General features: G+C 42.4%; 12 protein-coding genes. 4 read left to right on the top strand and 8 right to left on the bottom strand.

The features are described from left to right. Positions 1–154 precede the first annotated feature (154 nt). The 3 genes from deoC to MHH23_RS02170 form a co-directional block, all read right to left on the bottom strand. Positions 155–826 carry a deoxyribose-phosphate aldolase gene (gene deoC, locus MHH23_RS02180; protein ID WP_024719215.1) on the bottom strand — a complete coding sequence of 224 codons (672 nt, stop codon included), beginning with the start codon at positions 824–826 and terminating at the stop codon, positions 155–157. Positions 827–910: 84 nt separating this feature from the next. Beyond that, on the bottom strand, positions 911–1855 hold the full coding sequence (locus MHH23_RS02175) for a sugar-binding transcriptional regulator (RefSeq protein ID WP_340958793.1): 945 nt from the start codon (positions 1853–1855) through the stop codon (positions 911–913). 60 nt (positions 1856–1915) lie between these two features. Next, positions 1916–2791: an aldose 1-epimerase family protein gene (locus MHH23_RS02170; RefSeq protein WP_039164984.1), complete on the bottom strand. Its 876-nt coding sequence runs from the start codon at positions 2789–2791 to the stop codon at positions 1916–1918. Between the two features lie 239 nt (positions 2792–3030). On the opposite strand from MHH23_RS02170, the gene MHH23_RS02165 reads away from it, so the two are divergent. Further along, positions 3031–4854, top strand: coding sequence for an acyltransferase family protein (locus MHH23_RS02165; RefSeq protein ID WP_340958792.1), 1824 nt, complete (start codon positions 3031–3033; stop codon positions 4852–4854). A 96-nt stretch (positions 4855–4950) separates the two neighbouring features. Here MHH23_RS02165 and MHH23_RS02160 read toward each other — a convergent pair whose 3' ends face one another. From MHH23_RS02160 to MHH23_RS02150, 3 genes are all read right to left on the bottom strand, one after another. Further along, a complete protein-coding gene (locus MHH23_RS02160; RefSeq protein WP_340958791.1) occupies positions 4951–6222 on the bottom strand; it encodes an MFS transporter in 1272 nt (423 codons plus the stop codon). Positions 6223–6441: 219 nt separating this feature from the next. Then, positions 6442–7539 carry a saccharopine dehydrogenase family protein gene (locus MHH23_RS02155; protein ID WP_340958790.1) on the bottom strand — a complete coding sequence of 366 codons (1098 nt, stop codon included), beginning with the start codon at positions 7537–7539 and terminating at the stop codon, positions 6442–6444. Further along, positions 7536–8243: a class I SAM-dependent methyltransferase gene (locus MHH23_RS02150; RefSeq protein WP_340958789.1), complete on the bottom strand. Its 708-nt coding sequence runs from the start codon at positions 8241–8243 to the stop codon at positions 7536–7538. Before MHH23_RS02150 ends, MHH23_RS02155 begins: the two co-directional genes overlap by 4 nt. A 125-nt stretch (positions 8244–8368) precedes the next feature. Between MHH23_RS02150 and MHH23_RS02145 the strand changes: the two genes are divergently transcribed. Then, complete coding sequence (locus MHH23_RS02145; RefSeq protein WP_096882075.1) at positions 8369–9376, top strand: helix-turn-helix transcriptional regulator; 1008 nt, start codon at positions 8369–8371, stop codon at positions 9374–9376. 35 nt (positions 9377–9411) lie between these two features. Here MHH23_RS02145 and yidA read toward each other — a convergent pair whose 3' ends face one another. Next, the gene (gene yidA / locus MHH23_RS02140) at positions 9412–10224 is read right to left on the bottom strand and encodes a sugar-phosphatase (RefSeq protein WP_008345739.1); all 813 of its coding nucleotides are present in this window, start codon (positions 10222–10224) and stop codon (positions 9412–9414) included. Positions 10225–10535: 311 nt separating this feature from the next. On the opposite strand from yidA, the gene MHH23_RS02135 reads away from it, so the two are divergent. Together MHH23_RS02135 and MHH23_RS02130 are read left to right on the top strand one after the other, a co-directional pair. Next, positions 10536–10895 carry a MerR family transcriptional regulator gene (locus tag MHH23_RS02135; RefSeq protein ID WP_007498034.1) on the top strand — a complete coding sequence of 120 codons (360 nt, stop codon included), beginning with the start codon at positions 10536–10538 and terminating at the stop codon, positions 10893–10895. Positions 10896–11039: 144 nt separating this feature from the next. Further along, positions 11040–12023 carry a Gfo/Idh/MocA family protein gene (locus tag MHH23_RS02130; RefSeq protein ID WP_249855494.1) on the top strand — a complete coding sequence of 328 codons (984 nt, stop codon included), beginning with the start codon at positions 11040–11042 and terminating at the stop codon, positions 12021–12023. A 41-nt stretch (positions 12024–12064) separates the two neighbouring features. On the opposite strand, the gene MHH23_RS02125 is transcribed toward MHH23_RS02130, so the two are convergent. Then, positions 12065–13579, bottom strand: a complete 1515-nt coding sequence (locus MHH23_RS02125; RefSeq protein WP_340958788.1) for a methyl-accepting chemotaxis protein — start codon at positions 13577–13579, stop codon at positions 12065–12067. Positions 13580–13890: the final 311 nt, after the last annotated feature.

Genomic DNA, 13890 nt, shown 5'->3' with positions numbered 1-13890 from the left:
GAATGAATTCGTTTACATTAATGTGCTTGTATGGAACAAACCCTATTTCGCAAACAAATTGCGGAAGAAAATCCCAGAAATGAGACCCTTCCGCATATGACTTTTTCATCATCTAATGAGTCATGATTGTTATCCTACCATAGGATCGTATGAATTAATAGTCTTTAGAAGGAGCTGATTGATCCCCTTTAATAATGGAAACGCCCGCACTGGCACCAATACGGGTTGCGCCTGCAGCTGTCATCGCTTCTACGTCTTCTTTTGTTCTCACGCCGCCTGATGCTTTGACACCGATGTCAGGTCCAACTGTTTTACGCATTAATGCGATGTCCTCAGCTGTTGCACCGCCTGTACTAAATCCAGTCGATGTTTTGACGAAATCAGCGCCAGCTTTTACAGAAAGTTCACAAGCTCTTACTTTCTCTTCATCTGTGAGTAAACAAGTTTCAATGATGACTTTCACTAAGGCTTTGCCTTTTGCTGCGTCTACAACGGCACGAATATCTTGTTCAACTACATCATATTCGCCATCTTTCAATGCCGCAATATTGATGACCATGTCCACTTCAGTTGCACCGTTTTCAATGGCATCCTTTGTTTCAAATGCTTTCACTGCTGTTGTGTTTGCACCTAACGGGAAACCGATGACTGTACAGACATCAACGCCTGTTCCTTCTAGTTCTTTCGCCGCAAGAGATACCCAAGTTGGGTTCACACAAACGGAAGCAAATTGGTATGTCTTTGCTTCTTCTAGTAACTGCATGATCGCAGCTTTAGATGTATCTGGTTTTAGTGCTGTATGATCAATGAGCTTTGCTATTGTCATGATTCACACTTCCTTTTAAATATGATACTTTCATCTTAAATGACTATTGAACAATTGTAAATATAGTTATGAAATTTTGTTCATCTATTTTGTGACATTTAAAAGAGCTCTTGCTGTGTGCTGATCGATCATCAATACGTTCGCATATTTTCCTCTCAGCGCCCCATGGATAGAGGCAACCTTTCGATGTCCACCAGCAACAAGAATGGAGCGCTCTTTTGTTCTCAAATCATCCAGCTCCACACCGATTGTGCGATTGTTAATCGCTTCACTGCAAATGCGTCCTTCTTGATCATAAAAACGCGAACAGATATCTCCGACACTGGATGTCTTGAGCAGCACCTTTTCTTCTTCACGGAAATAACCAAGCCTAAACAAAAGCGCCTCATCTCTTACCGTCCCAACAGTAAACACAGCGATATTTGCCTGTTTGCCCATTTCAATAATGCGCTGAATATGTCTATCCTGTTCGACCATCTCTTTAACGGCGGCACTATCAAACACAACAGGCAGTGGCAAATAGCGTGGTGCCGTTTGAAAAGCTGATGCAAACAGCTGGATCGTTTCCGCAGAATATGTATTCACATGCGAATGGCTGATTCCGCCTTTCAGCTGAACCACTTCTACCCCTTTTACCTGTTTAGGTTGCATCTTTTGAGCAATTTGATACATCGTGGTGCCCCAGCTCACTCCAACGATATCGCCGTCTTTCACCGTATTTTGAAGATAATCTGCACCAAACCGGCTCAAGTAATCCGTAATCGTTGGATAATCGTCCTTTGGCGAAAATACCACATGAGCCTCGAGCAGATCATATTTTTCTTTCAGCAATAAGGACAGCTCATTTAAATCCTCAAATGGGTCCATCACTGTAATTTGGACGTACCCTTTTTCCTTCGCATACTGAAGCAGACGAGACACCGTTGGCCTCGACAGGTCAAGCTGCTTGGCGATTTCCTGCTGACTGTAATCAGATAAGTAATAGAGCCTTGCTGCTTCAATACTTAATTGCTGTTTCCCCCGATCCATTCGTACGCCTCCTTTTTTCCTCTATCATAACAAATTGTTCACTTCACCATGCACAAATGTTCATTTAAAGAAAATGGTGTAAGCTGCGTGAAAGGTCTCTTGCTTCTCTAAGGTTTGAATGCCGAATTTCTCCTTATACTGCCCGTTTGTCCCTTCCATATCAGCGATCCCATACCAAGGCTCAATACAAACAAAAGGAGCCATTGTTCCCTTTTCTTGATCATATGGAGACCAAATACCAACAAACGGAAAACCACTGAGATCGACCTCAACGCCGTGACCTGCTTGAGAAGTCAATGATACTTGATCAATATGACTAAAGATCATTGCATCGTTCTGAAAAAGTTCTGGGCGAAGTTGAATCGGCTCAAACTCAACACCTTTCTCCTTCTCTCTCACAAGTGAATTATGAAGTTCATATTGAACTGGATCATGTTCGGTGGAAGGTACCAATGTGAGTGAATAATCAGATGTCTGCTCGCCTTCAACAAGCGGGACATGAAATGCCGGATGCCCGCCAATCGAGAAATACATCGTGCCATCTCCTTCATGAACAATTTCCCAGGAAATCGTTAGTCCATTTTCCGACAGTGCATAACTGATGCGCGCTGTAAATTCATACGGATATTGTGACGTGTGACGGCCATTTGATTGATATTGAAAAATCACCTGATCTTTTGCTTCTTCAAATAGTTCAAAATCAACATCACGCAAAAATCCATGCTGCGAGAGTTGATACGTTTGATCGTCTATCTTGTATTGATCATCCTTCAACCGTCCGACAATCGGAAATAAGACGGGCGACACCCTGCCCCAATAAGCAGGGTCACCAGACCACATATATTGACGTCCACTTTCTTTATGAAGCACCTCTCTCACCTCGGCACCTCTCTCATTGATTTGAACCAATAACAGATCATTTTCAATCGTTTTCATTCAACACATCCCCTTTCCTTCTTTTTTTATTATGACAGGGATTTTCGGTTTGAGTATAAAAATAAGAATCCCTCAAGCCTTAGAATGTTTCTTCATATAAAAAAATTTTAAAAAAGACAGAAATTCGCCAACAAAATGTAATGCTGATTCGTCTAATCTTATATAAAATAAAAGAATCGTTGTTCTTTTGGAGTGACAACAAAAAAGACGCGTTTGACATTGATGGGGGATTCTTTTTCATGAACAGCAAGGAAAACCGTTTACGTTACATATTAGGATTAGATGGGCTGAGAGCTGTTGCCGTATTGGCGGTCATTGCTTATCACTTACATATTGAACCCGCAAGCGGCGGGTTTCTTGGCGTTGATTTGTTTTTTGTGATTTCTGGTTACTTGATTACAACCATCTTGCTGCATAAGCAGGATTTGGGCTATCAAGAGCTTCTGCCTTTTTGGATGGGCCGCATCAGAAGGCTGCTTCCAGCTGCCTACGTCATGATTTTTTTAATCGTCAGCTGGTGCGCCATTGCTGGTTCAAATGCATTAATGTCCATTCGTGGCGATGCCTTATCGTCCTTTTTTTATGTGAGTAACTGGTGGTACATTTTTCATCAGCTCTCTTACTTTGACAGCTTCAATGCTGTATCTCCACTAAAAAATTTATGGTCTTTGGCGATTGAAGAGCAATTTTATCTCATTTGGCCGGTACTGTTGATTGCTGGACTGAAATGGGTGAAAAATAGATCCCATCTTCCTATGATCACCTTTGGTCTGGCACTTGTATCTGCTTTATGGATGGCCATTCTCTATTCACCGGATACTGACCCGAGCAGGATCTATTATGGAACAGACACACGTGCGTTTGCACTCCTCATCGGGTGCAGTCTTGCATTTGTCTGGCCCATGCACAGACTTTCCAGCAGAAAATTACTTCCTGTCGGCAGACGTATGTTACAAATAGCCGGATTCGGTTCGATGGTCATTTTCCTCTTATGTGTTTATGCAGTCGACGAATTTGACGGCTTTCTCTATCAAGGCGGTATGCTTTTATTCTGTTTGAATGCAGCGATCTTAATTGCGTGTGTCTGCCATCCTGCCAGTCTTATTGGGAAATGGCTGTCTTTTCAACCACTCGTTTGGCTCGGAAAGCGGTCTTATGGCATCTACTTATGGCATTATCCAATTATCGTGCTGACCACACCGGTCATTGAGATTGGACAGCCTTCCATGGGACGTGTCACATTGCAGCTCATCGCAATTCTACTCATATCAGAGGCTTCCTATCGTTTGATCGAACAGCCGATTCGTAAACTCGGGTTTAGACACTATTTTGCCTCTTGGTCGATTTGGAAAACAGAAATCAAGCAATGGTCTATGTCCAATAAAGTGTTTCTTGGGATTGCCGCAGTCCTTTTGATTTTATTTACCATTGGCATGTCTAGCTCTTCTCATACATCCCCGCATGCGCAAGAAGTCACACAAATTAAGACAGCGCCCCAAAAGGCAGGCGGTCAGACAGAATCAAAAGTGAAGAAAAAGAAAGACAAACATGAGAAAAAAGCAGCGGATCCTAAACAATTTCACCAAGTTCTTGCCATTGGTGATTCCGTCATGTTAGACATTGCTTCAAATTTAGAAAAGGCCTATGAACCCATCACCATTGACGCAAGGGTCGGAAGGCAAATGAACGAAGCCATCCGCATCGCCCCTCAATATGCTTCTTTTAACAAGGCTGATGCCGCTGTTATTATTGAGCTTGGCACAAATGGTTATTTTACAGAGGGGACTTTGACCTCATTCATTCAACATTTCTCGAAGGCACATATTTTTCTTGTGAACACTCGCGTTCCAAGATCTTGGGAAAATGATGTGAATGCAGTCATTGAGCGTGTGGCCAATCAACACCACAATGTGAGCTTAGTCGATTGGCATTCAGCTGCCTCAGGACAGCCATCCTATTTTCAGCCAGATGGTGTTCATCTTTCCACAAAAGGCTCTGACACATTGACTGAGCTCATTAAAGCCAGTATCAAGAAAAAAGGAGATGTGTCCTCGGCATCATAAGAAGACTAGCATCCTGTGAAGAGAGATTCAAAAAAGACATGCTTTCCTATGATTGGAGGCATGTCTTTTTTTGTGATGGATGAGCACGGAGCTGCATTATGTTTTACTTTTAAAAGACCAAACGATGACAGGGATGAGAATTAACGATAAAATTCCTCCGCTTAAAGATAATGTAGCATAACTCGTATTCGCCATGACCATTCCTGAAAGGGCACCGCCAGAAGCACCTGCTAACGCAACAAAAACATCGAGTGTTCCTTGGGTTTTTGCCCGGTTTGATGGTTCTGTAGAATCCACTATTTGAGCAGTACCACTAATTAAACCAAAGTTCCATCCCAATCCAAGTAAAGACAAAGCAATGATTAATAGAATCATTGAATCACTTGGTGCGAATGCTGCTAATAAACCAGCAAGTAACAATGTGATGCCCGACGCTATGCTCATAGCTGTTCGTCCTAGTTTATCTACAAGTACACCCGTGATAGGTGAAGGAAGATACATGGCTCCTATATGAAAACCAATCACAATGCCCACTTCGGCTAATCCATGACCATGATGCTGCATATGCACCGGTGTCATGGTCATGAGTGCCACCATGACAATTTGAGTTAAGATCATCACTGTGGCCCCTACTGTAAGCCCTTTTTTATCTGTTTTTTTATCAGCAGCATCTGGTTTATTTCCATGCCCATGTTCTGCTTTGTAAGTTGCTATTCTTCGGGCAATGTCTAATGGATCAGGACGCAGCAGAATAAAAAGGACAAGACCAGCTACAATAAATGCTACTGCTGATAAAATAAAAGGACCGGCAAGTGCTGGAACACCAATGGACACTGCAAATTTACCCGTCACTTCAACTAAATTCGGACCTGCTACTGCTCCAAATGTTGTCATGACCATTGTTGTACTAATTGCAGTTGCACGCTGTTTAGAATTTGCTAAGTCTGTCCCAGCATAACGCGCTTGTAAGTTCGTGGATGTTCCTGCTCCGTAAATGAAGAGCGATGCAAATAATAAAATGACACTATTCATCATAGCTGCCAGCACAACGCCAATTGCTCCGAGCCCTCCAACAACAAAACCTGTCGATAAACCGATGCGTCGTCCATAACGTTGTGAAAGCTTTCCTACAATGAAAGCTGACCCAGCTGACCCCAAAGTAAATAAAGCGATTGGGACTCCTGCATAGGCTTCAGTTCCAAGCATTTGTTGTGCTAAAATGGCACCTACCGTAATTCCTGCAGCTATTCCAGCCCCTCCAAATATTTGCGATAGACTGACAACAAACAATACTCGTTTATATAAATTTTTCAATTTTTGGGGTGAATCTATATAATTCTTCACTACATCTTGTTCTGTATCTAACACTTGTAAACACCCACTTGAGATTTATTTGCCCAATGTAACCATTATATCAGTTCCGACTACAACCCTTGATTTAAATCTCTTCCACCTCTCGGCCATTTCATGGAGAGCAAGCTGTTGTTTTCGGATCATAGACACCTTGTTTTGAAATGGATCATGAATAAAGCGCCCACATGACTGACCTGTACTTTTGAGCTGATGCGTATCTTTTGTCGTTTTCTTTTATGCTGTTAAAAGGCTGGCTCTCAATGCTAGTGCGTGCTTTTCCTTCGTTTTTTGATCCACCAACGCAAAATCACCATTCTCATACGCTAATGAAAATAATTCTTCGATATGAAAAACACCTGCCTGCAACTGCCTACTCAATACATGCAGTGCCACAGCACTGGCGACTTGAGCCGTTGCTTGAGACTCATCGCGACCTTTTATTCCAAGCGCTGCTTGATGAATTTCGTTACCCTTCATTCCTACCGCTTCCACTTTCACTGCATATTGATCTGTACCCATTTGAGCAGATTGAATCAGTGAAATGGCTCGTTCCTTGATTTTCGGCATCGTGAGAAGGGACGTCATTCCGAGTTTCCTTGTGAGAGCAAATGCACGTGTCGCTACGCCAGAATCAAAACAGAGCCTTGTTGTCACAGAAGGCACATGGAGCGTCGAAGGCAATGTTTGCTGGTCAGAGAAAGGGAACTGATAGGCTTGCCGCTTTCCAAGCGTTTTGCCAAAATCAATGCGTTTCCCTCCAGTAAAACTTTTGACTTTCTTTCGCTGATGATTCTTCGTCAGCTCATAATCCGTATGCACATGATCAAGCGTCCATTCAATAGCTGCTTTTCCATGCTGGTCACCTAGCCCAAGCATGATACTAATATCAATTTGCTCCACAGAGGTCAGAATAGATGCCGCCTTCGCTGCAAGCAAATTGGTGAGACCAGGTGCAAGGCCTACGCTCAGCACAGCCGTTGCGTTCAATTGCTGTTGATGGACCTTTGCTAGCTTCTCAATATAGGCTCCTTTTGCCGAAATATCGAGATAATCAATACCTGATCGTAAGCATGTTTCAGCAAATGACGTGTCATCTTGATCCAGACACATGATCACCAGTCTCGTTTCATCCATCCAGTCCGTATCCACTGGTTGTCTTACGTCTATCTGAAATGGACGTACACGCCCATTCGTTTGGCGTGCAAATTGTTCAGCCTTCTCATAACTTCGGCCAGCCGCAAAGACTTGCCCAGGATACACGTCACTTAATTGAAGACATATTTGCTGCCCCACATGTCCATAACCGCCTATCACCATCACTTTTGACCTCATTTTCCAACCGCCTTTCTATCGCCTCTTTTACAAACAATCCCTTTGATCATGCCCGCTTGAAAATAAGGTCTGATGTCTTGAAATCCTGCTTCGGTTAATTGTGCTGTCATCTTTTCTTCAGACACGGGATATGTTGTGACACCCAGCCTTTCTCGGAAGGACGTAAACACTTCCTTTCCCAAGCCTTGACGCTTCATGAATAGAGAAAGCATATGAAGCTCCTGCTGAAATGTCAGCGTTTCTGGGTCTCCTTGAATAAACGCCAACACGAGAGGTGCCCCTGGTTGAAGCCGGCGGGCGATCTCCTGTAAAAAGGTCAGCTGATCTTTTACAAAATGAATGACAAGCAAACTTACTGCTGCATCGTACAACTTTTCAACCGGCACTTTGTCTAAGGCCATCTCATACCATGTGACGCGATCTTGCATATGAAGCTGTGCCACTCTGCGCTTGGCCATATCAAGCATGGTTGGAGATGGATCAACCCCTGTGATATGCCAGTCTTTATTTCTTTGAAGCATGTTGATAATCTCTTCGCCCCCACCTGCTCCGACTGTTAACATGCGAGAAGCCGCTCCCATTAATTCGATTTCTACTCTATCCACTGTCAGCTCATGCAAAAGATGATAGCCCGGTACTTTATGTGCAATTGTCGCTGCATAGGATTCAGCAACAGGATCATGCCAATGTTGATTTACACTCATATGTCTTCTCCTCCAGTTTCCGCTTTGCTTCGTTTCCTTTACACTAACGGTATGTTATCTTCATTGTAAGAAGATAGATGAGAAAAAACGATCCCTAAAAGTGGGGATATTGAGGAGGAGATCAAATGAACAATCCAGCCGCTCATTTTCAGCAGCTGAGAAAAAGCATTCGAGATGAACTTGCTGCTATCTGTGATTTTGATGCTGCCTGTATCACAACCATTGATCCAGCTACTCTCCTCTCGACGGGTTCTTTTACAGATGAACCGATTGAAGCCATACATAACGAGCTGTTTCAAAATGAATATTTAAAAAAAGATGTTCACCAGCATGAGGATCTAGCGAAAGGTCCTGTCCACGCTGCCAGTCTCGTCCAAAGTGGAGAATACATCAATAGTGGTCGATACCAGCACATTTTGTTACCTAACGGATGGGCAGATGAATTGCGGGCAGCCCTTGTGATTCAAGGTGAATGCTGGGGAATCGCCAGCCTTTATCGGAAAAAGGAGAAGGAACCTTTTCATGAACAAGATATACAAGCGGTTAGTCGCCAAACACCAGCACTCGCAGCCAAGCTGAGAGATGAACTTTTTAAAAGAAGAGAAACGGAAGAAGATGAAACGGCGGAACACCAAGGCTTCCTCATTCTTTCACACGATTACCATCTTCTTTATGGAAATGAAACTGGACTTCATTGGCTTCACACCTTCCAGACCTTTGAGCAAATTCATGACGGTGCCATCATGCCCCGTCCGTTTAGAGCATTAGGTGCTAAGCTTTTATACGGCGGCGGTGACCAAACAGCGGTCAGCATCACCAGAATGCCGACAGGGCGTTTTCTCTCTCTTCAAGCATTTCGTTTAGCACAGGCAGCCGGGGAGGAAGAGGCTGTCATGATTCATATTAAGCGAGCTCAAACAAGTGAAATCCTTCCTTATATAGCGAAAACATATCGGCTGACAGAAAGAGAAATGAACGTCCTTGACTGTTTAATAAAAGGACAATCCACAAAAGAAATTGCCAGTACGTTATTTATCTCGCCTCATACGGTGCATGATCATGTAAAGGCGATGCTCGAAAAAACAAATTTGAACAGCAGACGTATGCTTGTTTACTTTTTCTCACACATATAAAAAAGCGGCTACCTCATTGGTAGACCGCTCTTTCTTTATTTTCCGATGACTCGCTCATGCAGGACATGTGCGACTCCTGCTTCGTTATTGGATTTTGTCACAACATCCGCAACTGCTTTGACATCTTCAATGGCATTTCCCATCGCAACGCCACAGCCCGCAAATTCTAGCATCGACACGTCGTTCCCATTGTCACCAATCGCCATCACTTCTTCACGAGAAATCCCAAGTTCATGCGCTAGAAGCTTCACGGCATTCCCTTTGCTCACATCAGGATGAAGAATTTCTAGGAAGAAATCTGTGCTTTTTACCATCATGTACTGATCCTTCACTTCAGATGGAATGGCTTGTATCGTCTTTTCCAAACGTTCCGGCTGATCAATATACATCATCTTCGGAAGTCTCATGGATGGGTCTGCCTCTTCGACAGGTAAATACTTAAGCGGCAATTTCGTTAAATACGATTCAAGTACCGTGTATTCACTAATATCCCGATTTGGTGTGTATAGATGAGCCGAATCGAAATAATGCATAGGTGTATCCAGCTGACGGCTCAGTTCATATAAAGAAGTCAAATCATCATAGGATAAAGTTAATTCTGATACGACTTCATTTGTATGGCTGTTTTGTACAAGCGCTCCATTATAGGCGATGACATAATCCCCCTCTTGATCAAGCTGCAGCTCTTTTAAATAGCGATGCACCCCGCCAATCGGCCGGCCTGTACATAAAACAATTTTAACGCCTTCTGCCTTCGCCTGTTGAATGGCTTCAAACACCTCATCCGGCACCATATGCTGATCATTTAATAACGTACCATCCATATCAATTGCGACTAATTTATACATTCACTGCTCCCCTTTTCTCAGCAAAACGTGCTGTCACTATTTTGAGTGATCATCTACATGATCACATGCTATTCATCATACTATGTACCTATTTTAGCCTATCGTTTTTTTCTCACGCTGTCTACTTGTTCCTATCTGTAACAAAAAATCACTTCATCCTCATCTATTATAACCTATTCTATAGAATCCGCTGTGAATAGAACAGACCTGTCATTTTAACAGTATGAAAAGGAACAAATGTTCATCGGAGAATATTTTGAAACTAGCAAATCTAATTGTATGATGGATAGCAAAGAAAGGAGGTGCAGGGAATGATTACATTTACGAGAGGAAAATTGTCAAAAATGTCTGGTGTACATATTGAAACCATTCGTTTTTATGAAAATGAGGGTGTGCTCCCCGAGCCTAAGAGAGCACATAACGGCTATCGTTTATATGATAAAAAATATGTACTCATGCTATCCTTTATCACTGAAGCAAGAAAGCTAGATTTCTCACTCAAAGAAATTCGAGAAATTATCACGTCACTATTCGAGAAACAGTCAAAAACAGAAGCGGAACAGCTGCTCGAACAAAAAGTAGAAGATATTCAAAAATCCATTCAAGAGTTAAAAAAGAGGAAGGCGGCCATTCAACTGTTAACGAAACAAACATTAGCTAACATTAGTTAATTGTAGAGACTGCCAAAGATGTGCCGGTATTTTTTACTGGCACCCCTCTGCGCCTAGCTGTTAAGTACACGTTGTATGAAAACATCAGGTATACTAGAGACAGCTTGACGTGACATCAATCGTATGAAAGGGGTTATGAATAGAATGAGAATAGCAACCATTGGAACAGGTGTGATTGTGGAAGGTTTCCTCCAGGCAATTGAACAGCTTGAAGGTGCTTCTTGCCACGCTGTCTATTCAAGAAAGGAAGCGACGGCAAAGAAACTCGCAGATCAATTTGGGGTGCAAACGACTTATACGGATTTAACCGCTATGTTAGAAGATCCCCACATAGAAGCGGTATATATCGCATCACCCAATCGTTTACATAGCGAGCATGCCACGGCTGCATTGAAACACGGAAAACATGTGATTTGCGAAAAGCCTTTTACCTCTAATGTGAAAGAGCTAGAAGCCTTAATCGCTCTCGCAAAGGAAAAGCAGCTCTTCCTATTTGAAGCCATTACGACCGTTCATATGCCCAACTATCATTTAATCAAAAAACACCTTCATCAATTAGGCAGAATCAAACTCGTTCAATGCAACTACAGTCAATATTCAAGTAAATATAATCAGCTGCTCGCCGGGGAAACGCCGAATGTCTTTAACCCAGAGTTTTCTGGCGGTGCCCTCATGGATATTAACATTTACAATGTTCATTTCATTATGAATCTATTTGGTTCACCGAAAGACGTTCGTTACCAGGCCAACCTCCATCCAAACGGCATCGACACATCTGGTGTTTTAACTTTTACTTACAATGATTTCATCGCCACAAGTGTTGGCAGCAAAGATACAAGCAGTATGAATTTCGCTTTGATTCAAGGGGAAAAAGGGTTCCTGCATGTGAAAAATGGTGCGAATGGCTGTGAGGAAGTGTTGCTGCATATAGGAGACCAAGTCACTTCACTCAATGCACAAACCAATTCAAACCGCCTGTTTTATGAAGCAGAAGCATTTCAGCATATCATTGAAACAGGAAATGTCGAAAAGTGTTATGAATGGCTTGATGACAGTCTTTCTGTCATGAAGGTTCTTGAAGCCGCTAGGAAAGACGCCGGTATTGTTTTCCCAGCGGATCATGCTTAAATAAAAAAACCGCCTTCTGATGAAAAGGCGGTTTTTTGATATTAGATACTCTTTGAATATGCCACTAGACGCTGAGACATATGATTCACTTCATCAACTGAAGCGTTCACTTGCTCTGTTAAAGCAGCCTGTGTTTGCGTAAGAGCTGTCATATTGGAGATATTTTCAAGAATTTGGTCGATTTGTGTTTTCATTTCAGTTAAACTAGATTCGATATTTTCTGTCGCATTGGCACTATGAAGCGCTAGCTTACGTACTTCATCGGCAACGACTGAGAAACCGCGGCCCTGCTCGCCTGCTCTTGCTGCTTCAATTGCGGCATTCAAACCAAGCAGATTCGTTTGGTTTGCCACTTCTTTGATTAAGTCTGAAATGTTCTTCGTCTCATCTGCACTGTTTTTCGCCAAATTAGCAGCAGACGTTGACTGCTCTTGAGCGACAGCAAGCTCCTGTGCTTGGTTTGTCACAGAACTGATGCCAGATACCATCTCACTAATAGAACTTGAAAGCTGCTCTACTTGGGAAGCCATTTCATTCGCTGTTTCCTCTTTGTTTTTTTCTAACGTGATGTCACGAATGGTTCCTGCGACACGTAAAGGGACACCCTTCTCATCACGAATCGTTTCACCGCCCGCATGATACCAGCGGTACTCGCCATTTTTACTCTGCAATCTATAATCAATGTCAAATGGTGTACGGCCAGAATGATCATTTAAGTGATCCGCAAAGGCCTGGAGAGCCGATTCTTTATCTTCAGGATGCAAACGATCACTCCAGCTGCTCAACACGTTCGGGAAATCCTTTTCATCTGTAAAACCAAGCGTTTTTCTAAACTGCGGAGACCACCAGAATTCATTGTTTGGATTGACAGGATCGCCAGCCTCTACAACCATATCCCAAGGAGCTTCCACAAGCGCACGGTTGATCAAGTCATATCTTGTCACGAATGCTTGCAGCTCTTCTTCTTTCAATTTCTGATCATGAATATCAAAAAGAGCCCCTGCCACACGAAGAGGTACCCCATTTCGATCTCGAATCGTCGTTCCAGTTGCTTTGAACCAGCGATACTCGCCATTTTTCAACTTCAGACGATACTCGATATCATACGGTGTACGGCCAGAATGATCCAATAAATGCGTAGAGAATGCATTCAAGGTGTATTCCTGCTCATCTGGATGAATTCGAGATGCCCAGCTGTCTAAGACATTAGGAAAATCGTTTTCATTTTGAAAACCTAGCATTCTGCGGAAATCATCTGTCCATGTGAATTCGTTTTTTGGATTTACAGGATCTCCTGCTACAACCGTCATATCCCATAGACCCACTTTAATCGCTTTTGTCACTAAATTCATACGCATATGAATATCTTCTTGCGCTTCTTGCATCTTTTGCAACGCTTCATTTATTTGAGCCACTGCTTCTATTGTTTGACTAGAAGAGAATGCAGCAGTATCAATTCTGGCTGAAAAATCTCCCTTCTCAATTCGTTCAACTAATTGACTGCTTTCACTAAGAAGGGCCCCCGACGATGAATCACTTGCTTTTCTCATAAACATCTTCAATAACTCCTTTCATTCTTCCATACTTTTTTGAAATATTTTACAGTTATAAATAATTCTTTATTAGGACTTTAGTAACGCAAAAGATATATCGACAAAAACTGAAAATTGTTTATGTCAGAATGAAGGCAAATGTTCATTTTTTCACGAAGTTTCAGATTTTGGGGATGGGTCATGGAAAAGATTTATGGAAGAAAACGGCTCAATTGATAGAATCAACCGCCTATTTTGTCTGAAAAATCTCTTTTTTTATATTGACACTGACCGCTCGAAAAAAGAAAATGGAACATAAGCATTTTAAAAAAGGA

The sequence above is a fragment of the Bacillus sp. FSL K6-3458 genome (assembly GCF_038005045.1).
Taxonomy (GTDB): domain Bacteria; phylum Bacillota; class Bacilli; order Bacillales; family Bacillaceae; genus Bacillus; species Bacillus altitudinis.
Note: the sequence above shows the minus strand (reverse complement) of the source record. Positions and strands in the feature narration are given on the sequence as shown.